The sequence below is a fragment of the Paenibacillus silvestris genome (assembly GCF_009882985.1).
Taxonomy (GTDB): Bacteria; Bacillota; Bacilli; order Paenibacillales; family NBRC-103111; genus Paenibacillus_E; species Paenibacillus_E silvestris.
On sequence record NZ_WTUZ01000007.1, the window covers coordinates 58623 to 85204 of the forward strand.

Annotated in this window: 23 protein-coding genes and 1 pseudogene; 3 read left to right on the forward strand and 21 right to left on the reverse strand. The window is 41.8% G+C overall.

The features are described 5' to 3' along the window. Window positions 1-5 precede the first annotated feature (5 nt). The 5 genes from GQF01_RS02790 to GQF01_RS02810 all read right to left on the reverse strand — a co-directional run bounded on the left by GQF01_RS02790 (window position 6) and on the right by GQF01_RS02810 (window position 5707). Window positions 6-785, reverse strand: a complete 780-nt coding sequence (locus GQF01_RS02790; protein ID WP_161405370.1) for a phytanoyl-CoA dioxygenase family protein — start codon at window positions 783-785, stop codon at window positions 6-8. Between the two features lie 38 nt (window positions 786-823). Next, on the reverse strand, window positions 824-1705 hold the full coding sequence (locus GQF01_RS02795) for a carbohydrate ABC transporter permease (RefSeq protein WP_161405371.1): 882 nt from the start codon (window positions 1703-1705) through the stop codon (window positions 824-826). 12 nt (window positions 1706-1717) lie between these two features. Then, window positions 1718-2686: an ABC transporter permease gene (locus tag GQF01_RS02800; protein ID WP_161405455.1), complete on the reverse strand. Its 969-nt coding sequence runs from the start codon at window positions 2684-2686 to the stop codon at window positions 1718-1720. Window positions 2687-2819: 133 nt separating this feature from the next. Then, window positions 2820-4496, reverse strand: coding sequence for a type 2 periplasmic-binding domain-containing protein (locus GQF01_RS02805; protein WP_161405372.1), 1677 nt, complete (start codon window positions 4494-4496; stop codon window positions 2820-2822). Between the two features lie 38 nt (window positions 4497-4534). Beyond that, window positions 4535-5707, reverse strand: coding sequence for a Gfo/Idh/MocA family protein (locus GQF01_RS02810; protein ID WP_235958882.1), 1173 nt, complete (start codon window positions 5705-5707; stop codon window positions 4535-4537). A gap of 418 nt (window positions 5708-6125) precedes the next feature. Here GQF01_RS02810 and GQF01_RS02815 point away from each other — a divergent pair, with 418 nt between their 5' ends. Together GQF01_RS02815 and GQF01_RS02820 are read left to right on the forward strand one after the other, a co-directional pair. Continuing rightward, window positions 6126-6974, forward strand: coding sequence for an AraC family transcriptional regulator (locus GQF01_RS02815; RefSeq protein ID WP_161405374.1), 849 nt, complete (start codon window positions 6126-6128; stop codon window positions 6972-6974). 30 nt (window positions 6975-7004) lie between these two features. After that, entirely contained in the window at window positions 7005-8096 is a 1092-nt protein-coding gene (locus GQF01_RS02820) for a DUF3626 domain-containing protein (protein ID WP_161405375.1), read from the forward strand. A 481-nt stretch (window positions 8097-8577) separates the two neighbouring features. Here GQF01_RS02820 and GQF01_RS02825 read toward each other — a convergent pair whose 3' ends face one another. From GQF01_RS02825 to GQF01_RS02840, 5 genes and pseudogenes are all read right to left on the reverse strand, one after another. Beyond that, entirely contained in the window at window positions 8578-9243 is a 666-nt protein-coding gene (locus tag GQF01_RS02825) for a CAP domain-containing protein (RefSeq protein WP_235958873.1), read from the reverse strand. 588 nt (window positions 9244-9831) lie between these two features. After that, window positions 9832-10914 (reverse strand): MraY family glycosyltransferase, encoded by a 1083-nt coding sequence (locus GQF01_RS02830; protein WP_161405376.1) that lies wholly within the window; start codon window positions 10912-10914, stop codon window positions 9832-9834. A 388-nt stretch (window positions 10915-11302) separates the two neighbouring features. Next, window positions 11303-11719, reverse strand: coding sequence for a hypothetical protein (locus GQF01_RS02835; protein ID WP_202556024.1), 417 nt, complete (start codon window positions 11717-11719; stop codon window positions 11303-11305). Between the two features lie 194 nt (window positions 11720-11913). After that, a pseudogene (locus GQF01_RS36195) lies at window positions 11914-12027 on the reverse strand (GNAT family N-acetyltransferase); the annotation flags it as partial. 330 nt (window positions 12028-12357) lie between these two features. Beyond that, window positions 12358-13350 carry an aldo/keto reductase gene (locus GQF01_RS02840; RefSeq protein WP_161405377.1) on the reverse strand — a complete coding sequence of 331 codons (993 nt, stop codon included), beginning with the start codon at window positions 13348-13350 and terminating at the stop codon, window positions 12358-12360. A gap of 167 nt (window positions 13351-13517) precedes the next feature. Here GQF01_RS02840 and GQF01_RS02845 point away from each other — a divergent pair, with 167 nt between their 5' ends. Continuing rightward, on the forward strand, window positions 13518-15359 hold the full coding sequence (locus tag GQF01_RS02845; protein WP_161405378.1) for an ABC transporter substrate-binding protein: 1842 nt from the start codon (window positions 13518-13520) through the stop codon (window positions 15357-15359). A 130-nt stretch (window positions 15360-15489) separates the two neighbouring features. Here the strand turns inward: GQF01_RS02845 and GQF01_RS02850 are convergent, their stop codons facing one another. The 11 genes from GQF01_RS02850 to GQF01_RS02900 all read right to left on the reverse strand — a co-directional run bounded on the left by GQF01_RS02850 (window position 15490) and on the right by GQF01_RS02900 (window position 26064). Beyond that, entirely contained in the window at window positions 15490-15954 is a 465-nt protein-coding gene (locus GQF01_RS02850) for a phage tail protein (RefSeq protein WP_161405379.1), read from the reverse strand. A gap of 41 nt (window positions 15955-15995) precedes the next feature. Beyond that, complete coding sequence (locus GQF01_RS02855; RefSeq protein WP_161405380.1) at window positions 15996-16418, reverse strand: DoxX family protein; 423 nt, start codon at window positions 16416-16418, stop codon at window positions 15996-15998. 137 nt (window positions 16419-16555) lie between these two features. After that, complete coding sequence (locus GQF01_RS02860; RefSeq protein ID WP_161405381.1) at window positions 16556-18016, reverse strand: serine hydrolase domain-containing protein; 1461 nt, start codon at window positions 18014-18016, stop codon at window positions 16556-16558. A gap of 57 nt (window positions 18017-18073) precedes the next feature. Then, the gene (locus tag GQF01_RS02865; RefSeq protein ID WP_161405382.1) at window positions 18074-19180 is read right to left on the reverse strand and encodes a HAMP domain-containing sensor histidine kinase; all 1107 of its coding nucleotides are present in this window, start codon (window positions 19178-19180) and stop codon (window positions 18074-18076) included. Next, on the reverse strand, window positions 19168-19839 hold the full coding sequence (locus GQF01_RS02870) for a response regulator transcription factor (protein ID WP_161405383.1): 672 nt from the start codon (window positions 19837-19839) through the stop codon (window positions 19168-19170). The genes GQF01_RS02865 and GQF01_RS02870 overlap by 13 nt, the downstream gene beginning before the upstream one ends. A gap of 455 nt (window positions 19840-20294) precedes the next feature. Beyond that, the gene (locus tag GQF01_RS02875) at window positions 20295-20897 is read right to left on the reverse strand and encodes a hypothetical protein (RefSeq protein ID WP_161405384.1); all 603 of its coding nucleotides are present in this window, start codon (window positions 20895-20897) and stop codon (window positions 20295-20297) included. A 229-nt stretch (window positions 20898-21126) separates the two neighbouring features. Continuing rightward, entirely contained in the window at window positions 21127-21672 is a 546-nt protein-coding gene (locus GQF01_RS02880) for a GNAT family N-acetyltransferase (protein ID WP_161405385.1), read from the reverse strand. A 190-nt stretch (window positions 21673-21862) separates the two neighbouring features. Beyond that, window positions 21863-22402 (reverse strand): hypothetical protein, encoded by a 540-nt coding sequence (locus GQF01_RS02885; protein ID WP_161405386.1) that lies wholly within the window; start codon window positions 22400-22402, stop codon window positions 21863-21865. 202 nt (window positions 22403-22604) lie between these two features. Next, window positions 22605-23258: an anthrone oxygenase family protein gene (locus GQF01_RS02890; RefSeq protein ID WP_235958875.1), complete on the reverse strand. Its 654-nt coding sequence runs from the start codon at window positions 23256-23258 to the stop codon at window positions 22605-22607. A 1156-nt stretch (window positions 23259-24414) separates the two neighbouring features. After that, window positions 24415-24924, reverse strand: a complete 510-nt coding sequence (locus GQF01_RS02895; protein WP_161405387.1) for a DinB family protein — start codon at window positions 24922-24924, stop codon at window positions 24415-24417. Between the two features lie 306 nt (window positions 24925-25230). Continuing rightward, window positions 25231-26064 (reverse strand): DNA/RNA non-specific endonuclease, encoded by an 834-nt coding sequence (locus tag GQF01_RS02900; protein WP_161405388.1) that lies wholly within the window; start codon window positions 26062-26064, stop codon window positions 25231-25233. Window positions 26065-26582 lie beyond the last annotated feature (518 nt).

The following is a 26582-nucleotide window of genomic DNA, read 5'->3' on the forward strand; positions in this document are numbered from 1 at the left end:
AGCTATCAAACTTCCAGTAATGTTCCTTCATACTTATAGTTTCTGAATCTGGGATTGATGCCGTGAAGCATCAACCCCTGTCCCCAGTTTACATGTTTATCATTCGTCGGCTGATCCTCGGGATCACGAACCTGGACAAGTATATTTCTACGCGTCCGGTCGCTGCGGTTTATCGGTGAGCCATGAATCGTTAAATAGTTAAAAAATAATACGTCCCCGGATTCAGCGATACAAGGAATTCCGCTCTCAATTGGATATTCTTTATGATTCAAATAGTAGCTTCCTACATGAGGTAAGGGCCCTTGTTTATGGGATCCCGGAATGACATGCAAACAACCGTTTTCCTCATTCGTATGATCCAAATGGATGCTGGCGAGCATCATACTGTGCTTGCTGTGCGGGAAATACGGATAATCCTGATGCATGGGGAAAGCCGCTCCCTTCTCCGGAGGTTTGACCATCATCTTGGTATGATGCAGTTGAACATTATCGCCAATCAATTGAGTGAAAATCGCAATCAAATTCCTTTGCGTAATCATGCGCATGAACTGGGCGTCATGATATTGAACATCATGGAAGCCCTTAAGCACCAGCTTCTTTAATTCTTCCGGCGGCAGGTAATCTCCAGCCCAAGCATGGCTCCTGTCAAATTTGGATGCTGCCGCCCTCTTCAGGAATGTTTCTACCGATTCACGGAACGTTTCAACTTCCTCTGCGTCATATACACCTTTTACAAGTAAGTAACCATTCTCATGATAAAACTTCACTTGATCCTCAGAGATCATGCCAATCCCTCGTTTCAACTATAATTTGGCCTATATGCTCAACCCTTCACAGCGCCTACTAAAACCCCTTTGGTAAAATATTTTTGCAAGAAAGGATACACAGCAATGATAGGTAATGTGGCGATAATGATCGTACAATATTTAATAATTTCGCTAACTGCTTCTTTATCGCTCCCGCCGGACCCGGTAATCATACTGTCGGTACTGCTGTTTATCAAAATCTCACGCAAGAAGAGCTGTAAAGGATAAGCATCTCGATCTCGCAAATAAATCATAGCGCTGAACCACGAATTCCAGTGGGCCACAGCGTAAAACAGAATCATAACGGCGATCACGGCCTGTGATAACGGCAGCACGATTCGAAACAAGATCGTAAGATCATTGGCTCCGTCAATACGTGCGGATTCTTCCAAACTATCCGGGATCGCTGCAAACGAGGTTCTCATGATAATCAAATTATAGGTGCTGATCGCTCCCGGTAGAATGAGTGCCCACATTGTGTCAAACATGCCGAGACTCTTCACAAGCAAATAGTTTGGAATCAAGCCACCGCTAAAAAACATCGTGAACACAATCATCATCATGATCGAATCCCGCAGCATAACACCTTTTCTCGATAATACATAAGCTCCGAGCGAGGTAATAAGTACATTGATGCTTGTTCCTACTACAACATAAATTAACGTATTGGTGTAACCCGTGATAATATTGGGATTTTTAAAAACACTGATGTAACCGTCTACATTAAAACCCAAAGGCCAAAGCAACAAACCGGAATGACTCGCTAAACTAGAGGGGTTGCTTAAGGACGCCATCGTAACATATAGAAATGGATAAAGTGTAATTAAAGCTAGAAACAGCAAGAAGCATATATTAAAAAAACCGAAAATAGCTTCGGCTTTGCTTCGCTTTATATTCATCGTCATCCCTCCCTACCAAAGACTGGTTTCATTGACTTTTTTACTGATTTTGTTGGTAGCTACCAAGAGCGCAAAGTTGATTACCGAGTTAAATAATCCAACGGCTGCGCTGAAGCTGTAGTTTGCTTCCAGAATCCCTTTGCGGTATACATAGGTTGAAATCACATCCGAAGTTTCGTAAGTAACCGGATTGTATAGCAGGAAAATTTTATCGAATCCGACGTTCATCATACTTCCCATTCTTAAAATAAACAAAATGATAATGGTAGGCATAATCCCCGGCAGTGTGACATGCTGCATTTGCTTGAAACGTCCCGCCCCGTCAATCGTCGCCGCTTCATATAAGTCCTGATCGATGCCGGCTAAAGCAGCCAAATAGATAATCGAGCCCCACCCCACTTCCTGCCAAATATTAGAGCTCACATAGATGGTTCGGAATAATCCAGGTTCAAGCAACATCGTAATTCTTTCCATTCCCATGAAGGCTAGTACATCATTAATAATCCCGTTTCTTGCCGTAAAATCTACAATTAAACCGCATAAAACCAGAACTGAAATAAAATGCGGCAAATACGTCACCGATTGCACAAACCTTTTAAAAACATCATTTTTTCGTACTTCGTTTAATAGGAGCGCCAAAATGATCGGTGCCGGAAAACCAAAAATAATGTTATATACACTAATTAAAAGGGTATTCGTAAGAATTCTTCCGAAATAAACATCGTTAAAAAAATCGGTAAAATGCTGCATTCCCACCCAAGTACTGCCCCAAATTCCCTTCATCGGGGAGAAATCTTTAAAAGCAATCGAGGCTCCATACATAGGAATATATTGAAAAATAATATAGTAAGCGACCACGGGTAAGGCCATGAAATAAATGATTCTGTTTTTATACAAGTCTCTTCGAAGTCTATGGACAAAGCCGTTTTGCTTCGTCGTCTGATAGACACTTCTGGCATGCGCCGCCTCACCAACCGTCATATTCTCCATCGTTCGTCCCCTTTGAGCGAAGAAATTCGCGCAGCAGGCATCCAGCATTGATCTTACCTTTAGGAGTCGATCAAGTGCTGGCGCTCTTGCTGCTAGCCAATCCAAATCTGGTCAACGTTAAGGCTTATTGCCTTGCCATGTATCTGTCGTATGCTGCTTGCTGAATTTTGATCGCATCTTCGATTCCCATAGCTTTTAATTTGCTCATATAATTATCAAACTCACTAAGAGGTACTTGTCCCATGATCATTTTAGAGAATATCTCATCCCTATACGTATTAACCGCAGAAGTGATGGAAGCCATCTTGGTTGATTCCTCAATGGTAGGTGTTACCCCGGGCGGCATGGTTCTGTCGTAGGAGCCTGCTTTCCATAAGCCAATAATTTGCTGCTGTTCAGGTAAAGCCATGCGTTGCTGCCAAATCTCAGGTGTCATGACAAAGGCTAGTCCGCCAGATCCTCTGGAGTATTTCGATAACGCCTCATCAATCGACAAGCCCTTTGGATTATTCGTAATCTCTGGAAGCAGTTGAGGCGAACCGTTCACCATCTTGTAGCTCTCGCCTTCAATACCGAAGGTATTGAGCAGTGATCCTTCCGGACTGTAGCCATAGTCGAGCCACATCGCAGCTTCCTTCGCATATTTACTTTTTGCGGAAATCGCAACACCGCCGCCACTAGCAACCTTGATTTCATCAACATTGAAATTGTAGGATTTCGTGCCTGTAACGTAAGGTGGAACCGTTCCTGATAATTTTACCGACGGATCTTTCGCTTTCATCAATTGAACAAATCTTCCGAATGTTCCTGATGTTGATCCTGTCCATGAGCCTGCACGGTTACCCATAACTTTGGTATCGAATTGTTTGGCATCCGTAATTCCAAAATCAGGATCGATCAAGCCTTCTTTATACCATTTTGCCAAGGTTGTTAGCGCTTCTTTGTACTCCGGGGTGTAAGGTCCATATTTGACTTTATCGCCGTCATGATAAAACCCGTAGTTGATCCCCCATGCTCTGACCCAGTTCTGCAGGTCCCCCGCTCCTTTAGGTGCCAAAGGAATTTCGTCGTTTTTACCGCTGCCGCTAGGATTTTTCGTTTTGAACGCTTTTAGTACTTCATACCAATCGTCAATCGTTTCAGGTGATTTTAAATTCAGTTTTTCCAACCAGTCCTGCCGGATCTGCCATCCAAAAGTCTGGAAAGCAGGATTCGGATTAGGGTTTACTTTCGCATACTGATTCGGCGATTGAGCCTCGGGATAAACATAGATCGTACCATCGTCTGTACGCAGCTGTTTATTCGCTTTAGGATCGGAGTTCATAAACGCTTTAAGGTTGGGTGAATACTTATCTACCAAATCATTCAGCGGCAAAATAACGCCATCCTTGATCGCTTTATTGGGCCCGCCATTAAAATCGCCAATCCAGTTATAATAAATCAGATCAGGTAAATCTCCAGACGCGACCATCAGGTTGAACTGTTCTTTGATCGCTGCCCCATCCATAGATGCAGGATGAATGAACTCAATATGGATCCCTGTCCTTTTTTCCAATTCTTTAAACACTGCGATTTCATTATAGTTTTTCATGGTTGCCGCTACTTTGGCATCCATGGGCACAAACATTTTTAAGGTGATCGGCTTATTAACGATAGGCAGCGGGATTGAAGATAAACTTGCTTCATTTTTTTCTGACGTACTTGTTTGCTTCGTAGCATTAGAGGTGCACCCCGTTAATACACTTGCGAGTAATACAACAGAAAGAGATAAAGCTGAAACCATGCCGAGTTTACCCTTCATTGGTAGTTCCCCCTAGACATTTTGTAAGTTGATAAGACCTAACCCTGGGAATAGCTGATATCCATAACGACATCCTGTCTCACTGTCTTCTTGTATTTGGAGCTTTGGATCAGTTCCCCCAGCTTCTTTTCATATTCATCGGCATCCATGGGCAGCTTGATGGTTTGATCGTTGAATGAAGAAAGCATAATCGCGTTTGCAAGGGTTAGTCCGTTGATTCCCTCAGTGCCATGTGCGATAAGCGTTCCGCCGCCATTTTGTATGGCCTCGATAAATTTCTCTGTCACGACTTGATGCCCTGTAGGCACATTCACGTTCACAGGAATTTCCGTGTACCAATTTTCAACATTGCCCATCCTGCTTTGCGATTCTTTGATAAAACGAAGCATCGACTCACGGGTTCGATAAAAAACAATTTGATTATCCTCATAAACCAATTTTCCGTACTCTCCCACGATCTCCATCCGGTTGGATCCAGGTGTTTCAGCGGTAGTCACAATAAAATGGCCAACCATCCCGTTCTCGTGTTCAAAGTAAGCCGTCACTTCGTCTTCAACTTCGATATCATGATATTTGCCAATATGCGCAAAACCGTTGATCCGTGACGGAAGACCAAATAACCACTGGTAGAGATCCAAATTATGCGGACATTGGTTGGTCAAAATACCTCCGCCTTCTCCAGCCCACGTTGCACGCCATTCGCCGCTATCGTAGTAAAGTTGAGATCGGAACCATTTGGTATTAATCCAGGTCGCTCTAATTAATTTCCCTAACTCTCCGCCATCAAGAATGTCTTTTATTTTTTTATGGTGCGGATAAGTCCTTTCTTGAAACATAAGACCAAACATCAGATTGGGATGGTGTTCCTTGGCACTTTCATAGGCATCTATCGTTTTTTGAGCATCATTGACATGCACTGCAATAGGTTTCTCACAAAGAACATGGATTCCCTTACGGAAGGCATCAATCGAAATAGGCGTATGATCGTAATGGGGAACCGCTATTAATACAGCCTCTATGCCCGATTTGTCAAAAAGCTCCTTATGGCTGTAATAGGCCTTGGTATGATATAGAGCTGCTGCTTTGTCAGCCTTTTCATTTACAACATCACAAACGGCTACGACTTCAACTGTCTCCATCTGTGTCAAATACTTGAGATGGCTGCTTCCCATTCCACCTAGACCAATTACACCTAATTTCACTTTACTCATTGAACTCAACCCATAACCCTCCCTGTATATGAAAGTGTAGTTTAAGCCTGACCACAGTAAGAAGAACAAAGTATAAAAGCGCTTTCTTTTGCTATTCTAAAATATTACTCGAGATAATTCATAGTTTTTTGTGATTAAAATATTGTTTTTTGTGCAATTATTAATCGATGAGGCCAAGGTAACCCCATGTGGATTTATGTCGCTCAATGCCTACTTGATTCCCTTCACGGGAGTCTGTAAAATAGTTTTGTGTAAACTTCTTTAAAATGGAAGTATAGGTAAGGTTGGGGAGTTACGGAGTTGATAGAACATCAGATTGATTGCGGTCATTATTCACCGACTGTCGTTGGATTCTATCCAGCATCAGTACCACTACAATTCACCTGAACCTTCAGGTATTTAAAGTGAGGTAATATGGATGAGCTTAGCTTATGAAAGTATAGACGAATGCATCCGATATGAACGTAGACTCTATAATCCTAATAAATGTAATGTTAACTTTCATTTGCACGAAGAGTTTGAGATCTACTTTTTAATCTCAGGTGATGTGAACTACTTCGTTGAAAAGAACATGTATCCAATTAAATATGGCGATGTCATGATTACAAATAATCAAGAAATCCATAAACCTTCCTTCCAAAACGATAATGTATACGAACGAATAACGTTACAGTTTGCACCACATATCGTCCGCAAATTTAATTCTCCAAGTCTCGATCTTCTAAGCTGCTTTCTAAACAAACCTAAAGGCCAACATAATAAAATTACGCTTCAACCCAGCCAGATTAATGAATTTCTACGTCTTTTTAATCAAATTGAGAATCTTAAACCCCATGCCGGCTATAAGATTTTAAAGTTGAATTATCTCATTGAAGTGCTAGTGTTGATCAATATTATATTCAAAGACGTTAATCGTTCAGAAAACCTTTCTTCTATGCCAGAATTATTAACTTCTCTATTAGATTATATTGAAATGAATTTGGAAAAGGATCTCTCGCTTGAATCTCTTTCTACTAAGTTTTATGTGGATCGATTCTATATGGGAAGAGTTTTCAAGAAATATATCGGTAGTAACATCCATGAATATATTCTTTTCAAACGGATATCCAAAGCTAAACAGATTCTCTCGGAAGGCTATAGCGTCACAGATACCTGCGAATTGTGTGGATTTAATGATTATTCTAATTTTTTGAAAATGTTTAAACGAACCGTTGGTATCTCTCCCGGAAAATATAAGGGTAATTTAGGTAATATGGACATTGACTAATCGGTTCGAAGAGGAGCGACTACTCTATCCATGAAATTATCAAGTTCACAATTATTGGCTTTAGAGCATATTACAACGTACGCGAGGAGCCACAAAGATGAAGCAGAGCGGGCACTGAAGGAAATTATTCAAATGTCTAATATCACGTCTAAATCATTTGAAGAAACTGTCGCCAAATTAAAGGCGCACGCAAAAATTGCCCTGCATTTTCATCCAGATAGACCGGATTCGACTATGAAAAGCGTTGCCGAAGCACTGCTTGAGCAAGGAGTTTATAAGAGCCAGTTTGAAACTTTATTATCTAATGGTAGCGTATCAGCTTATCCTGGCGGTGAACGCGACCTTTGGGAAAAGAAGATGTTTGGAGGAGCCTATCAACAAATGGGCTCAACCAATAGCCAGCGTCCCAAGTATGGAGCGCTGGACTTGATGTTACATCCAGATGGTCCAGCTCCACGTTTTGGATCTTGCTATTTCCTTCTATCCCCGAAGGTCTCACATCGTTGTACATTCACTTATTTAGATTCTCATCAAGACCCGAAGGAAAAGGGTACTTATGAGGAGTTCGATATGATTGTGGCTGCTCTCATGAAGGAGGCATTCTTACGAGATTTTGCTATCGGGGAAAAAAATCTGACACCACGGAAATTAATCAATCGTGTGCTGGTTAATTTGGAGAAGCCATTCTCTGACCCCGGAATCAAAGAGCCTGGCCGTAATCTTAACCACTATATTGAGGCCCAGGTACATGGGAATATTTCACTTAAGGAAGACGTAGAAGTGCTCGTGGCAGATCCTTCATTTAAAGGTACTCATACAGGCCGGACCCTGGAGCAAATATGCCTCAAGTATTCAATTGATATCTATTGGCACATGGGCTTTGCACTTTTGGCAAACGATGTTCCCTCAGATTTTAGAGGTCCCTCGATGCCTTCCTTAGCCAAACGCATTGCACGAAATGATCTTATCGATGTGAGCATGATTGGATCGGCTGTAATGGACTTGAAACGGGATCCCGCTTCTTGGAGCGATCGCGGAACCTATAAAGAAGTGCTTCAAGAGTTAAAACTTATGTGGCATGTTCTAGTGAGATATGGAAAGCCACTTCGAAACTTTACATGAATTATATGCGAGGATTGAAATTATGCAGGGGTGTGTCCCTCCCTGTTCAAACAACAAACCGGATCCCCAACGGAGTCCCGGCCCTCAACCTATCCAACCTCATCACTCAAACGCCCATCCCGAAAATACACAACACGCTGCTGCTGTCCGCCCGAAAACTCATGTTATGACATTGTGGACACGAAGCAACGTAATTTAAACCCAACTTTGAATATAAAAAAGAAAGAGCTACCTCTTAGCAGCTCTTTGGAATTAACTATAGTTCTTACGTTTAGATTAATAGCAAAAAGAAACCCTCAGCAGGAATACCACATGAAAATAAGATTTCAATTTCGTTACAGTTACTTGACTCTCATTCCTCGTTTATTAAGGCCACCTAATCTCGCAAAAAAATCTAAAGAGTGTGAAATAGTCCGTCCCGCCTTCATCGCCGGAACCGATAGACGATGAGATAAACGGGTATCTCTTAGTCCTTGACCTACTAGCCTATAAATTCCTGAACCCATTCGCCATTATAGTAAGCTATCCCTATTTGGGTGTAGCTGCTATTCAGGATGTTGGCACGATGACCAGGACTGTTCATCCACTGGTTCATCACTTCCGACGGGCTCGTCTGGCCTTTGGCGATGTTTTCCCCTGCAGAGTTATAGGTGACCCCGAATGCAGTCATCATATCAAACGGGGATCCATAAGTCGGAGACTGATGATCAAAATAATTATTGTTGTACATATCCTGAGCCTTAGCCATCGCTACTTTCGAGAGACTGCTGTTCAAGCTAAGGGAATTCAAGCCTGCTTTCGTTCTTTCTTGATTCACCAGATCCAGCACTTGCTGCGCAGATTGGGATGGATTTACGGACTGTTGCGGGTTTACGGACTGTTGCGGATTTGCGGGCTGTTGCGGGTTTACGGACTGTTGCGGATTGGCAGACTGTTGCGGATTTACAACTTGATTCGGTGGACTTTCTGGCGGAGCATAGTTGCTTTGGAACCAATCCAGCCAATTCGAAGCGTCATTGGGTGCTTGTTTAATCGTAATCTGTGATTTCCCTGCACCCGCAGTAGAAATGGATGATGCTTGAGTTAAGGTTGACGTTGAAGCAGCATTAGGAGCATGAGTTTCAAGCTTCGTTTGTTTAGCATTCATTTGATTGTTTGTCGAATTATTACTCGAACAACCTGTAACGAGTAGTAATGCTGCTACTATGACAAATGATTTTATAACAATCCCTCCTGAACCGTCAAAGTATTAAGGTTATCAAATAAAGGTTTTGTAAAGTTCCCTTGTTTTATTCAGACCTCAATTAAATTAATACTTCCAAAAAGAAATGGGTTCCTTCCCGAGTCACTGCTCCCGCACAAAAATCCTATACTTGCAAAGTTCCAAGCACCATGAAAAAATTCTTTGTTTTCTGCATTTAGATACATGATAAGTTGTTCCGAGATCCAATTTGGAATAACCTAAACAGCAAAAAACCACCATTTATGGTGGCTACTCTTTAAATATGCTTGTTCTTGTCACGCTTAACTCCCTTTACTTTAATAACCAAAAGAGGAGCTGCCGCGAAGCAAGCCCCTCAGCTATCTTTCCTCGTCGTAATGATCTACGACTTGTCAACTTCTTAACTATAACAATAGGAATGGTACAATTTCTATAGCGATTATCCTGAAGCAAGCGATAGCTGCCTGATGCATAAATGGAATAGCCAGCTACATTTGTTCAGCAACGAACAATTCAATTCTCATCACGAACACGGCGTAATTTTCGGAGCAGTTGATAAAAAGGACGATTCCCTTTAAATATGCCTACTAATTCGGCACCAGCTAAAGTTAACAGAGCTATCATTAATAACAACATAACGAAGGTGATAGCAGATGTGGATGCTTTTGTCAGTATAATGGCACACATACCAAGGAATGATGAAATGCCGTATAAAGTGTACACCGTGCTACGACGACTAATCCCGATGTCTGTCAGTCTGTGATGAACATGTCCACGATCTGCCTCATACAGTGGACGACCTTGAATACCTCGACGCGTCATCGCAAGGATGGTATCTAATAGTGGAACACCTAAAATTAATAATGGAATGATAAAAGATACGAATACAGCTTGTTTGAAACCAAGTATTGAAATGACTGCCAGTACAAATCCCAGAAATGCAGATCCTGATTCACCCATAAAAATCGAAGCAGGTTCAGAATTGAAAATATAGAAACCTGCTAAGCTTCCAAGCAAGGTTGCACTTAATACCAGAACCATGATATTTCCAGTCATCCCTGCAATAATACAAAGAGTAATACATGAAATTCCCGCGATCCCAGTGGCCAGACCGTCTAAACCATCTATCCAATTAAGGGCATTGATTAAGCCGACAATCCATAAAACTGTTAATAATATTGAAAACCATCCTGGGAAATAAATATCTTGAGCAAATGGAATATGTACTTGGTCAACTGTGAACCCCGATAAGGCTACTATCACTGCAGATAAAATTTGCCCAAGCAATTTCCACTTAGCCGACAAAGTGTATACATCATCAAGGATACCTACTGTTTCAATAATAAACGCTGAGACTAGTAACCCCCAGTAAGCGGGAAGTGATGGAATTATTTTGGGATACATAATAGCAACGGATGACATAAAGGAAATGAATATAGCTAGTCCCCCAAGTCGAGGCATAATTGTACTATGCATTGTACGATGATTCGGAATAGCTACAGCACCTATTGCAATTGAAATCTTCCGTATTAAAGGGATTATTAGTACTAATATTATTCCTGAAATAATAAAACCGATTAGTGGTGCAACTAACATGTAATACCATCTCCTATAATTAAATTAATATTTAATTCGGAACTAACATTCACCGACTAAGCCCGAACACTTAAAGGGGTTTCTGGTATGTTCTTTCGACGGATAGAAATATTTTCCTTCTTTCCTCTGTTTATTTCTTAGTTTAACCACAAAAAACCTGTCATATCGACAGGCTGATAATATATCAGTTGCTAAAAAGTGCCAGGAACATTTCATTTCTGTTAAAGAAGCACAGGAGGGGCTACTCGCTGGTTTCAAACCCATTATAAGCATTCGTTTTGCCGACCTTTTTAAAGCCCAACGTAACAATGATGGTATTTAACTAACGTCCTACGTTAGGCTCAATCCGAAAATACCTCGGGCGGATCGTAGATAAACTTTCAAAGACTTAATCATGTAATGATCTATAATACTTTGCTTGTTCATCAATCTTTTTGTCTTCACTACATCTTTCGATGATGTGATTAAGAACATTCAAATATTGTTGTTTTTGTTCGTTTTCAGATCCATTTATTATTCTGTTTAACATCCAAAGAGTATGATTCGTGGGGTTTCTGTATAGTGAAGCTATAAGTTTTTCTTCATACCCCTTTTTGTAATACTTTTCAACGAAATGAACAATCGGTCCAGGTGAACCGAAATCTACGTCTGGATTATCTTCAAGTAGTTTAAGCAATGGTTCTATTGCATCAAATCCATCTTTTCTCATTTCAAGTTTTTCTGTCACATAATAGGACTTTTCAATGATGTCCTCGTGAAGTGCATTTTTTAATCTATTAATAAGAGAAATAACTTCATTGTTCATAAACATTAGCTCCCTTTTAAAATTCAGCAAATTCGCCAGCTCTATGGATTCGCGAAGAGACTAGGTTATCCTCAGTTACTTGAGAAGACGCAACCAATCAATCTGGACCGGCTGCCTCTTTATATTGTTATTAAGCTATAGTTTCATCAAATGAAAAAACATCCCTGGATCTCGCACAAATTGTTTACCCCTTATCTATCGCCTATGTGCTGGATCCAAGAAGGATCGTTCAGTAGCTCAAGGATAAAAACCGCATCCTCTAATGATTGTTGACGAAGAATCAGCCGTTCTGTTTCTAGTATTTTCAAATGTAGCTTCCCCCAGACGATTAGATAGGCTATGTATAATTATAACAAAAAAGATCGATCCCGTACCCCAAGAAGGTTCCTTATGATATTCAAAAAACAAGTTCAACCACCTCCCCAGTTCGATGCTTTCCAATTCCATTAAATAACGTCCTACTATTGTCTCAAATGACGAAGAATTTTTATTTTTATTACAATATAAAAAAAGCCCGCGAGATCTCGCTGGCTATATACCTTGCTAACCTTTTACCCTCCTACAAGTGTAGACGAACTGCATCTTCCCAATGTAATATTTTGTCAAGGTGCAGCATGCCAAAAATCGTCTCAAACTCCCTACAATTTACGTCTAAACCTCTCCTGCATTCGAAGCGGATACTCGCTTGGCAGACTGCTGACGTCATTCAAATACTTCCACTGATCTGGAGTAAGCGACCAGCCGATCGCGCCCATGTTATCTTCGAACTGAGTGTAGCTACTGGCACCAATGATCGGTGCTGTGATCCCCTTTTTACCCAGCAGCCAATTCAGTGCAACTTGAGAAGGCTTCTTACCAGTTTGCTCTGAGATTTCTTTAACCGCATTTACTATCTCAAAGTTTTTCGACGTGAACTTGTAGTCATAATCAAACTCTCCTTTTAGTCCCAAGGAGAATCGGCCGAAGTCTGGCCTTTCCATTGAGTCGTACTTGCCCGATAATAAGCCTCCTCCAAGCGGTCCCCAAGGGATAATACCTATCGTCTCCTCCTGACATAACGACATATGTTCGCGATCCATATCGCGGCTGACCAAGCTGTACTGCTGTTGAATCGCGACAATGCGGGCATAGTCCTTAGCGTCGCTATAAGCTAAGGATTTCATTAACTGCCAAGCGAGAAAATTGCAGCATCCGATATATCTTACTTTTCCGGATGAAACAAGGTCATCCATCGCTTTCAAAGTTTCTTCGATCGGCGTCAAATGATCCCATATATGCAGATAGTACAAATCGATATAGTCCGTATTCAAACGGCGAAGGCTTGCGTCGACACTATCCATAATATGTTTGCGGGAGCTGCCCCTATCATTCGGATGAGGACCGACGCTTATACCAGTCTTTGTTGCAACAACGACCTCAGATCTGCACGCTCCAATGGCTTTACCGATAATTTCCTCGGACACCCCTTCTGTGTAAATATCTGCCGTATCGATGAAATTCCCACCGGTATCCAAGAACTGTTGCACCATCCGTGTCGATTCCGCCTCATCTGTCGAACTCCCAAACAACATCGTTCCAAGACACAGCTCAGATACGAGAAGCCCACTGTTTCCTAATTTCCTGTATTCCATGTTCATTTCCTCCCTAAAATGTAAAGTTGAATAGTTAATACGGATGATGGAACAGCGCTCTCCATTCCCCACTGCTATAGCTCTATTTTATCTTGTAAAAGTAGAAGAAAAAGAGTAATATCAAAACCAAAACTTCACCTTTTATGAAAGGGAGGCCAGAAAGAGCTATGAGGTCCACCCAGCATTATCTGAACATCCTGTTGTCGCTCCCACCTCATTTGAACAAAGGAGAAACCGTTTCTATTACGACCAGGGAGTTGACGAAAGTTCTATGCTGTACCCCCCGTAATGTCAAGCTGATTTTGCGTAAGCTCTTGGAAGAGGGATTTATGAAATGGCAGGCTGGGATTGGCCGAGGCAACTCGTCCCGAATGACTCTCCTGAGGGATCTAGGCGATGTGGCAGAGGAATACTTTCAGCACCAACTCACAAATGACAAGATCAAAGAAGCTATGGACCTGCTCTGTCATAAAAACTTGCCCCCCTCGCTATGCAATAAGCTTCGAGCTCAGCTCGGCGCCCGGTTCGGTTTTCAGGTGGAACAGACAAAATCCTCCATCGTGGATGTTCTGCGGGTAACCATGAACCGGAGGCTCACTTCTCTTGATCCCGCTTTTGTGTCGACTTCGACCGAAGCTTTTTTCCTTCAGCAATTTAGTGATACGTTGGTTGCTTTCGATCCCAAGACTAAGACCTACCTTCCGGCCCTTGCCCACAACTGGGAAAGCAATGAGGACGGGAGCAGGTGGACTTTTTATTTGAGAAAAGGAGTCCGGTTTCATCACGGAGGGCTATTTACGGCAAAAGATGTGCTATTTACACTGCAGCGACTTGAGACTGTCCATTCTCCATCACGTTGGCAGTATGAAGAGATCGATCATGCCGAAATCGTGTCTGACCATATCATCACCTTTTATCTGAAGCAGCCTAATCGGTTATTTCTGCACTTTTTCGGCTCTTTCTATATGTCCATCCTTCCCTATGACACCCCATTTTCGGAAAAAAAGATGATCGGAATAGGACCGTTTCGCATGGCCCAGTTCACAGATCAGGTGCTGATATTGGAGGCTTTCGAAGACTTTTACCGGGAGAGACCGCTCTTGGATCGGGTTGAACTGTGGTTCATTCCGGATGACATCCAGAACAGTCAGTACCAACTCCCTAATTGGAACGATGCAAGGCAAGAGAAGGATAGCCCTACAATGGATATAGAAACGTTGGACGGCTGCCAGTATGTAGCTTTTAATTTTAGAAAAAAAGGCATTCATCATCAACCTTCCTTCCGCAAGGCGATGAGGATTCTGTACGACCGCACCGCGATCATTCGGGAGTTGAAGGGGAACCGCATGGCTCCGGCCAGCAGCTTTTTGCCTGATAAGAGCAAGCATGTCTACGATGGGGAGCGGAACCTTAAAGAAGCTCAGGCTTATCTTCGGGAAAGCGGGTACTCCGGGGAAACGTTAACACTTTATTACTGGGACAAAAAAGAGTTTTTGGAGGATGCCCAGTGGCTGCAGCTGCGTTGCCATTCTATCGGATTGCCTATCAACCTTCATCCGATCCCCGTTACTGACTACTATTCGACGGATGCGGACCAACAGGCGGATATGCTGCTCATCTGCGAATTGCTCGAGAACGATACGGAGTGGGGATACCTACGATTATTTCAGGATGAATCGAGCTTTGTGCACCGTTTTTTCAATCAAGAGCAACTTGCATGGCTGGACGGGCACTTCCGCAGGTACGTGCAACTTCCTGCACCGGAAGAGCGTGGTGAAATCATCGATAAGATCGAGCAGAGAATGAGGGAAGAGTACTGGATCATGTTTGGTTATCACCTTAATAAGGCATCCAAGTTTCATTCAGCGCTCAAAGGAGCCTCGCTGGAATCCTTCGGCTGGGTCGATTTCTCGAAATTATGGATCAAACAAGAATTTACGTCAACATTTCCGCGTTATAAGGATACGGTTCATCGTGTTAGATCTTCAACTATCTTCCCGATAGATTAATGAGGCTACCACTCGTTTTCAGCGGTAGCCTCAATTTGTAGTTTGTTTAAGTCATCTAACTTGTTTGTTGAATAAAATGTGCCATCTCGCTAAAATCATTCCACATCGTGGTCCCGCTACACTTTATTGCTTAATATTGTCCTTTAATTACAAAGAACGTGCCCCGAATTGTTCCAGCTAGTTTAGACTTCTGTCTGGCAAACTTAAACTTCTTCTCTTCTAGCTCCTTTGGTACCTCCATCCCTTCAGAAAGCTTAAAACCAACAGCTCGTTTCTTAGGGTCATCAACCGTATACATGACATTGATCCCTAGACCATCCTCATAAAAGACGTAGGTAAATTGGATATTTTCTACTTGAAAACGTGACGTTTCTAAAGGCTTGGCCGCAAATGCAAGATCGCGTTCTTTCAAAATGCGGTTCACATACGCAATGTCCTCCTGGCTTTCACTAGCGGGTACGACCGTAAATTCATGTTTGTATTTGTTCATAAAGTAACGAGCTTCATTAGCACGTAAACCAGTGAGAGCTTCTGCAACAGGTGAAGACTCTAAACCAACCGAAGAAAGATTTTTGAAATCAACAATATATGACATTATCAACACTCCTTTTTATGAATAGATCAAATCAATACCCATTAAAGCTTGCGGCTTTTCGGACGAAGCCACCAGGAGGCCATGCCAAGCGCAGCATAGAAAAGTGGAAGAATAATATGAAAACCGTAATCACCGTAATCGTTAGCGAACGCATGAGATAGGGCCGCCCCCGTCATTAGAAAAAAGATACCACTATAGGCCCACTCCTTAAGCCGAGGAAAACCTGGAATTATGATTGCAATGACGCCAAGCAATTTCCATCCTCCAAGAATGTTCGTGATATAAAGCGGGAAACCAATTGTAGTAACTAGATCGACATTCCCCCCATATCGCATCAATTGTCCGATACCGCTTAATGCAATTGAAAATGCGAGTATACTGGTAACCGTCCAATAAGCGACCATCCTTCCGATAGGACGGTTTTCTACTTCCACGATTTTTTCATTACTGATGATCGTAGTCATTTCATTCCTCCAATGATCTCGTTTACTTTTTACCAACTAGAACCTTTTCACTTGATATGTTTATACTAAATATAAAATGTATCAAAATGTGATACTGTTTAGCGGCCCCTTGGAAAAATTTGTACGGATTATCGTCATCATGTTGTCCTCTTTGAAGCATGGTCATGCAATCTGAAGCGGTATACCCAATTCGTTATATTCGCAAGCGTTAGTACAGCCAGCCATATCAACAGTGATGGCATGGTGGTCCATAACCCGAACCAAGGTACAACCCGCCCACCGCCAATAAATGTTGTTAGTGGTGACAAAAACAGAAGAATCAAAATAGGGAACAAAGTCCCGAACGATGAAAGAATTAATTTTCTCGTCGTGATGCCCTTTCTGCTCCTACTGATGCGAAAATGCATATATACTCCCCTAAGAATCGTCGCAATCACCAGCAGAATAATAAACGCCTCCATGTTTCTGGTGTTGAAAATAGTAATTCCCGCCTTTTCACCATTCATAATCCCCGCAATGCCGTCGACAAAAGCTGAATAATCGACAAAAGTGTTTATACCGGAGTTAAACATCATCGTGATGCCTAGCTGCTGATCCAAATATATCGTTTCTTCCGCCTTATACGTCCAGAAAATTCCGCTATGTGAAATCGTCCAGCCTGCATATCCTTCCTCTTCTACAAGCCAACCCATGCCATACGGGCCTCTCTGCCCTGCTGTATGGTATTGTTCCATTAGCTCTGGGGCAAGAAGATTGCCCTTATATTGAGCTAGCATCCATTTTGCCATGTCTTCTGCAGTTGAAATAATACCGGCGGGACCGTCAATAAACCATAAGGGCTCGGCTTTTCTTATCGGCTTTCCTAATAACAGATAGTGCCCCTGAGGAATGGCATTGTTTTCAATAATTTGCTGCGTGGTACTGATGTCATAGGTGTCTTTCATCCCAACTGGCGTAAAGATATGATCATGGAGATACTCAGAAAAACGTTGCCCGCTTATCTGCTCAACAAGAAGTGCCAAGAATTGATAGTTGGGATTATGATAGTAGTATGTCGATCCAGGATCAGCGGCAAGCTTTACCGTATTCATAGAGTCGTTGATCTCTTGTAACGTTCGGAATTGAACGGACTTCGTCATGTCGGGATTCACTTTATCGTTAAGACCACTTGTCTGATTGAGTAAGTTCCGGATCGTGATGTGGTTGACACGTTCGTCCGTGGGAGAGATGTTTGAAAAGTATGAGACATACGGAGCGTCAAGATCAATAAGTCCTTTATCTGCAAGCTGCAGTACAGCCAATGCTGTTATAGATTTGCTCAAAGAGGCAATCGGAAAAATTGTCTTATTGGTTATTTTTCTTCCATCGGCATATTCACCGTAGCCTTGTGTGTAGAACACATCTTCCCCATACGCAATTGAAAGTGATGCACCAGATATATGGTTAACTTTCATGGTTTTCTTTACATAATTATCAATTTCATCCACGATTGCTGCTTTACCTTGAGATTCAACAGCTGCTGCAGGCAATATTGAAATAAACGCCGCAAGAAACATACAAATTAAACAAGCAAAGATACTTTTATACACGATAGTCATTTTATTGATCAGCACTCCTTATATTGAGATAAGGAAATGCTAACCCTTAAATATCAACTATTTATCAACTCGGCATAAAAAGCTTGCGGTTATTTTGCCGCCACCCGTGGAACTGTTTGCAACCTCTAAGCCTCCTTGATGCTTTTCGCACAGTGTTTTACAAGTGTACAGCCCTAACCCATGATGTTCATTGGCTTCCAGCGACTCTCCCCGATAAAAAGGGAGTACGGCTTTCAGCAACCCTTCGTTGGTAAAACCTGGGCCATCATCAGTGACTGTTATGGAAAAATAGCCGTTCTGAGTAAGGAAATCGACTTTCACTTGACTGAAAGCATATCGAACTCCATTTGCTATTATATTTTCAAAAACCTGCATAACAAGATCCAGATCGACAAACAAAATAGACGAATCCGTATTCCTGTAAGAGTCGTTGGTTATACCTTTTAAGTCTGCAATCCGGCAGGCGCCCTCATCCAGCAAGGCGAGGAGTGTGTTGATTTCAATCTCCTGTTTATGTATCGGTATATCATCCAGCTTCTGAATCGAGCTCATGGCCTCTACATAACGTTGCATCCGCCATATATGAGATTCCATCGTTTTCATCGTGTCCAGAAGTTTCTCCTCGGATATTTTTTTTTGCGGCAGATAGCTGTTTAAAAACTCGAAATATCCTTTCATAATTGACAGCGGCGTTCTCAAATCATGAGCAAATATGGCACTTATCTGATTGCGTTCCTCGACCGAGCGCCAGAGGACTTTAAAATTGCTTTCCAGTTGGCTGCGCATCTTTTCAAAAGCGCGGCATAGGTCGCTCATTTCATCCCTGCTGTCATAGGAAACTTGAAATCCCAAATCATTCGCCGAGATTTTCTCCGATGCGCTCATTAAGATTTCCAAAGGTTTTTTCAATTTCAGGTTATAAAACAGGCTGGCCATCAAGACTAATCCGACTCCGATCGTCAACAACATCGCGATAATCTGAAAAGATAAAACCCAATCGTTTCCGGAAGGATGATCGGCAAAGCGTCGTCGAATCCGATCGGCCCATTCGAATTCGATCACAGTGGCCGTTAAAACAGCGACTAAATACACGCAATTTAATGCGATGAAGGATTGCAGTATGGTCATATTTTTCAATCGAAGATAGTTTATTATTTTCGCCATTTATATCCCACACCCCAAACGGTTTCTACCTTGTTTTCGCAACCATGCTCTTTCATTTTAGAACGAATGCGCCTGACATGCTCAGCGATCACGGAGCTGTCACCTTCTTCGCCCGCTCCCCATACTCGTTCATAAATGCGTTCTTTATCAAATACCATGCCAGGATGTGTGGATAAAAGCGCTATGATAGCAAACTCTTTTTTTGCTAAAGATATTGGTATGTCGTTACAGTAAAGCGTTCGCTCTGAATAATCTATGACCACATCGTCGCTAAATTTAACCGAAGATTTCTTTTGATTGCGAACTTCTCTTCGTAAATGAGCTTCCACTCTCGCGCCTAATTCATGGATGCTGAACGGTTTTTGAATATAATCATCTCCTCCAGCCTGAAAACCGAATATTTTATCTGCATCTTCTATACGTGCGGTAAGAAATAAAATGGGGCAGGATACAAACCCACGGATCTTCCTGCATACGTCAAGACCGTTAATTTCAGGCATGTTAATATCCAGCAAAATAACGTCCGGCTGCTTTTCAACTTGCTGCAACGCCTCATTGCCGTCCTTTGCCGTCAAAACCAAATACCCGTTTACTTCAAAATAATCCTTTAGTAGTTTTCGAAGATCAGCTTCATCATCTATGATCAATATCTTTTTCATTTGCCTTTTCCTTCTTCCCCTATATTTACTCCCAATATTATACTACCAAGCTCAGAGCAGAACGACTCCCTGACTTCATCACGTCCAGCGATGCACTCTCCTAATCGAGTTAAGCCTCCTTTAGTCCACTAAATTGCCCTTTAAGTTCAACGAAAAAGCAGCCGATCATTCAGGCCGGCTGCCACGTTATTCATATTCAACTAAAATTCGAATGCAACTCCGAATCGCAATCCATTTAACATCTACCTCTAGTGACTACACGGAAGTGACATTTTGAAAGAAGACAGCACTGTTTGGAACATTGATGAATATAGCCCAAGAGGATCGAAAAGGTCTTTATACGACTCAAACTGGTTTACCGCACCAGTTCAACTCGAATATAAGTGAATAGGGGCGGGGCCAGCTGCCAATCGCGGCGATCTGCTATTTGTTTTTAACCATCGTTCTGTGTTAGTTCAGCTTTTAAATGGATACCATCTTAAAGTTTTTGTGTCTGTTACATTTTCCTGAGCAAAACGGTATTCATAAAGCACCTTACCTTCAGATGAAAGCGCCACTGGTTTTAGAGTTGACCCAGGAAATGTTTTTGGCCACCATATTAATAATGGTTCATTGGGTTCTATTTTCTTTTTTACACGATCGACACCAACACCGGCTTCGATATATGCAACTTGTGAATCATTTGAAATAACCGCTATTAGTGCTGCCGATTCTGAAGGGGTAACTCCCGAGTATTGATAATTTAGCCAACCTATAGTTCTTAAAGGATCGGAATCATTTGTGTTATCGAAAGTGGTTACTGAATTACAAAACCAAAATGGCCCTTTTTTACGAACAACAGCCGTACGTTCTCCACTCGGAGTATCTACCAGGTACACCTTTCCCCAAGGTAAGTCTACCTGATCAAATACAGTTATATCTGAACCTACAGAAATCTGTGCTTTCATTGCGCTTATTGGAGTAAAACGAGTCCCCCCGATAAAGCTGATGTAGGAGTACCCACCAATTATACAAACGATAGTGACAATGGAGAGAAATATTTTATTATTTCGTGTCATGCTTTCATGCCTCCTCCTTTCTAAAAACTAATAATCTGCTATTCAAGCCATTCCATTTTGTTGAAGGTATTTTCTAACAAATAATCCCATATGTAAAGACGTTGCAAATGCAACACAAAGTTGCGCATAACTGCACTTTAGCTTAATGACAAAAAGAGCAGCTGCCGCCGGGCAAACTGCTCCATAATGGGTGGAACTACGTTCTTACTCTAATTGAATAAAGGACTGGCTATCTATTGTTCCATTCTTCTGCCAAAACTCCATAAACAATGTGGTCTACATAATGGTCATTTAACCATTCTGCTTGCCTAATGCATCCTTCATTTACAAAATTTAATCTTTCGGGAACACTCCTACTTTTCTTATTTCCTACCGCAGCCCTAATTTCAACTTTATTTAGATTTAACTCACTAATTGCATAATCGGTCAATGCATTAGCCACCCTGGTCATGATTCCATTCCCTTGAAATTCTTCTCCAAGCCAATATCCTATATATGCGGTTTTGTTTGACCAATTTATACTATTGTAACCTGCAACTCCAACAGTTTTTCCTTTGTATAATATAACTGTATTCAAGCTCTTATTTTCAGCGAAACTTTTTAGACATATTTTGATATACTCTATTGTATCTTCAAGTTGTATTGTAGTATCAAGCCAAGGAAGCCATTCTCTTAGATAACCTCTTGAATTATTTGTTAATTCAAATAACCTCTCTCCATCCCTTAATTCTATAAGTTTTAAAGATAAGTCCTCATCAATTTTATGTATAAACATTGAACCCTCCTACTTTATATTTATTACATTTATGTGAGCTAACCACGTTACTTCAATGTAACAAAGAACAGCATAGAGCCTTGTAAATTCTCTTCTCAGTCACATGCACACCCTCCCTTTGCCAAATTCTGCTCTCGTTTTTCGTTAGCGTCATGAAAAAGGAAATAATGCTCCCCTGAATGCAATAAAATTATGCCAAGCTTTTAGCTTTTAATAAATGCAACTTTTCTAGTGGGATGCTTTTGATTAAATCACCACCATTTAAGTCGATAGCTTCCCATTCCGAATATAAGACAAAATCATTAGTCACAGGAATAATCTCGCTCCAGTCAAAGCTGTTTAATTGATACGCAACCTCAAATCTAACTTGTTGACAATCCTCCCAAGTTTTATCCCAATCATCTTCCTCCGTTACTTCCATAAATAGTTGCTGTTTATCGGCAAATGAAGGTATAACTTGTTCCAACCCAATCTGATAATTAGCTGGCATTTCCGCAGAATTCCACAAGTATCCTAACCTATCATATTCACTAACCTCTTCTTTAATCATTTTATCCCGATAAGATCTGATACCTAGCGTAATTAAACCAAGGACGGGTTCATTGTCAGACCCGAAGAGGGAGATGTAACAAACTTCATCGGAATCACGGAGTTTTATTTCTTTTACTGCATTTTTAATTTCTTTGAGCATATCCTGCTTCATTTCATTAAGAAGCTGTTCTTTTACCATTCTGACACCCCTTAGAATATTCTTTATATGATATTTCCCCAAAAATCTTCATTATCCTTTTAAATTCAAGGTAGGCACCACGCAATCCTGTCCCCTTTACTTGAATGAAAAAAGAGGAGATTCCGCGATGCAGTCTCCTCCACTATAGTTCGCCGTTAGTTCAACCAACATCAGCTTTGCTCTACCGAGCGCCTCATTACCGCTAGAATTCCCAACTGCGAATAGCCATGATAAAGAAAATCAGTGCCCCGATAGAAGCAATCGTCCGTACATGATTCCACGGCATCCAACTATCCAAATATTCCATCCACGCTTGTGCCCCCTCCGAGCTCCCGGGGGTTGCGGCGGCTAAAGTATCGTTAAGCGGTACATTGAATAAAACTGTCACCAGGAACACTCCGACAAAGATGAGCAGGCTCCCAGCAATCACGTATATCGCGCTGATTTTGCTCAATTTGATAAATGAAGCGATCCCCAAAACGACACTCAAGGCTGTTGTGCCCATGAAGATCACCATAAAGGATGATTGCAGAATCGTTGTATTGATGCTCTGCATAGCAGATATGCCTTGTTCCGTAGGAAGCTTCGCAAGCGCTTGCATGACGAAGAACGAGAAAGCGAAAAATACACCGGCAAGCAAGCCAGCCCCCAACGAGGATGCAAAAGTTAAATAATAGAGAAGCTTCAACATCATTATTTCCTCCAATACCCATAAATTATTGTACAAGCGAATTTCTTGCGAATGAAAAACCGAATCCAAGATCATTCGGTAGTTCGGCACCGAGCCCCTTGAAGCTCCAGTTATTATGTAAACGTGGTTTGGCATGGTATCGTCTCCATTTAGTGAGATTGCCATCCTAAATTCTACCATAATTTACGCTACCTTTCGTCAATGAAAGTTAGAAAGAGCCGCTTTAATGCAGCTCTAAACTAAAGTTCTTTCGTTAGCTGAATGCTATAATTGGAATTTATTCAACAAATTCCAATTATAGCAAATAGAAAAGGAGCTGATAAGTCAAGCTCCTTTATCGAAAAGTCCTTTTTTATTTTTTAAAAATGATGAACATGGCGCCTAATACAAAGATAGAAACATTGATAATGTTGCTTTTATCTTTTGTATCAATCAACCTTACAAGGAAAATCATTGCAATTAGCAAGAAAAACCAAGAAAAGTTAATCTCTCTGCTTCCAGTTGAAGAAACAATTACAAATATAACAGTAAATAAGGATATAAGGAGCTCTAAACTAAGAAGAACGCGGTTCCTATTTTTATATGGATTTATAAAGATAAAAGCATCTCCTCTGCAGTTTATATAGCATTAATTTAAGATAATATAATATCACCCTTCATTATTTTACCATATTTGGCCTTTTATAAGGATAGTCAGTTTTATTTCCCTGTTTATTAAGAATGCTGCCCGTTACTTCAATAAAAAAGGGAGCAAGCTGCCGTCCCCGCGGCAAACTGCTCCCTTTTCTATTGTTTATGATTTCTGAAGATAACATATCCTAAAACGACACTAATCATTCCAATTATTAATACTTTTAACCATGATATATTTGCAATAGTAACATCAGAACCAATGTGCTCAAACTCGAATATTGACCACCATTCATCAGATTTGTGGAGGAATAACGAGAAGGTAAACCAAAAAATGAACACTACTATTATTGCGAATACGAATATGTATAATTCCACTTTTTTCAATACCCCACCTCCTGCATTTATACCTATATGTTAGAAGGCTAATATATATACTTGCTGCTGATAATAACCGTTTTTTAATAATTGAAAAAGGCAGCTGAATGTGCTTAGCTGCCTTAATGTCGTGATTAAACTATAGTTTCCTGTTAGCTGAATGACTTTTTCTTGTTTGAGATTATTATTTGCTATTCATTTTTAGACAAACTCCAGTCAGCAACCAATCGCTGCTGTTTTTTTTAACCCGTCTTGTCCTCTCTTCATTTCAGTCTTTGAACGGGGCGGGAAGGGTGCCATAAAGTAAGGATGACTAACTCAAGTAACGATTTCGGATGACCCCCATGTGATGAAGCTCGTGTCCTGCGATGCCGTAAGCGAGGGCGCGCGCCGTAATGCTTACATTGTTGGCTGTGCCCTTGCGGGACCACGCCTCCGTCGGTAACCCGCGCAGCAGTGTGATCGTCGATTGCCGTACGGCCCGGTAGTCTTCGGCCAATTGCGCGGTTGTCCAGCTTCCGAAAGGAGGAATGAACAATTCCTGGTCAAAACCGGGCAGTGGCGTCTGATCCCCTCTTGCAAATCGGAGCAGGCGGTAGGTCATGACGCGTTCACTGTCTGCGATGTGGCCCACGACTTCTTTCAGCGTCCATTTTCCTTCCGCATACCGATAGGCGCTCTGGCTTTCGGTCAACGATGCCAGCAGCCCGGTCATTTGCTTTTCCTGGGCGTGCAGAATGTCGATGATGTTGCCTTCCGGCACCAACCGGATATATTCGCCGGCGTCCCCGGCGTATTCTTCTTCTGACGGTCTTTGGTTCATGCGTAATCACCTTTCTATGAAGATATAGAAAACTAAAATGCTCTTTCCAATGATCTACCGCGATTTTTTTGCGAAATTCGTAACTTCGGCATGTCTAATGAATTCGCGAAAGTGTAGAACTTTCCTTCCAAATAATTGAGAGTAAGCTACCACCTAGTTGATTGGCCGCCACGCTAAACTGCCCTTTAGCTTAACGAGGCTACCGTAAATATTCACGGCAGCCTCAATAACTTCCTTTATTTTACTATCGCACCCGTTACTTCAACAGCTATTTATGCGCCGCTGGGTCGCTAGCGCGGCAGGCGCTTATTGCGAAATGCTGGTATCTGCGCCGTTGTTGTAGTTGATAGTATGCCCTTCCGCGTCGTTGATGACGATAATCTCGAAATTGAGTGAGCCATCAGACGACTTCACATCGACGATGGAGCCGCGCGGTATAGTCTCGTTACCGGAATACAGCGGGGTCGTTTCATATTCAATCGTCACGCTGGTATTGACATGGCTACTCCAGAAACGTTCTACCTTCTCTTCTGTCGCTCGCATACCGCCATTCTGATCCGCGCCGACGTTTTGACTGCGCGTGCCTGTCGTAAAATTATAGGGCGAAGTGTAAGAGCCCTTGCCAAGCAGACTATCCGCAATCGAATGACTGCGATTATAGAGATAACCATGATAGGTCTTGCCGGTCAAAGAATAACCAATTGCCACTTTGGGATTGTGCGCAGGCCAAGCAGGTGGATCGAGTGGCGTACCTTGTCGTTCGCCTTTCGAAGCCTTGAACTCCGCATAGGTCAGAACCGCCCGAGCAGTGGCCGAGCGCCCCTGACTGTCCGATGTGAAGTGATAGTCACCTGCCTTCATGGCATCGAATCCCGACAAGCGGGCAGCCCCGTTCTCCCAGTAATAGTCCTTCGTGGGGCCTGGCGACTGTGCATTGGTATAGGTCATGAGCTTGGCCAGAATCTCGGACTCCGAACTAGTGGAGCTGCTTGCCGACGAAGCGGACTGGGTAGAACTACTTGAACTAATCGGCTGAGTCGTCGTCGAGTTCTTTGTAACTGCGGCCTTTTGCGTTGGTGCGCTACACCCAATGAGGGATAGGGCCAAGGCAGTTACGAAAATATTGGATAGCTTTTTCATTGGTGAGTTTCTCCTATGTGTAACCTTGATGACCTTAATTATATTGGATGTATAACGGGGCGGCAAAGACAAATGAATCCTTCCAATTATAGATATCTGCCTGTTAGTTGAGAACAGTCATTAGTAGATTTGATTTCCTGATCGTTACTTCGTTAAGAACAGGGGATATATTTGTATTGTAGAAGAAAGGTAAGTAGAATCAAGATATCGAAGATTTCTGAAGAGATTGGGGTAGGTGACAGATATGGATGGCAAACCAGACTTAGTGTACAATGCGTTCTAATATCTATTCAATTGCGATGTATCTGATGCAATCTTTCATATCTCTTACTCTTTTTATGGTCGCATACAGTGTGGCTGTACTTCTTGCTTTGGTTTCCATCGGCCTTTTAATATTACCATTTATTATATTTTTGCACGTGGCAATTCAGCGCAGGCTGTGGGATACTTTCATACGACCTTTACCGAACAAATGGTTTAATCGTATAATCTTAATTATTTCAATCCTATTTCTTGGT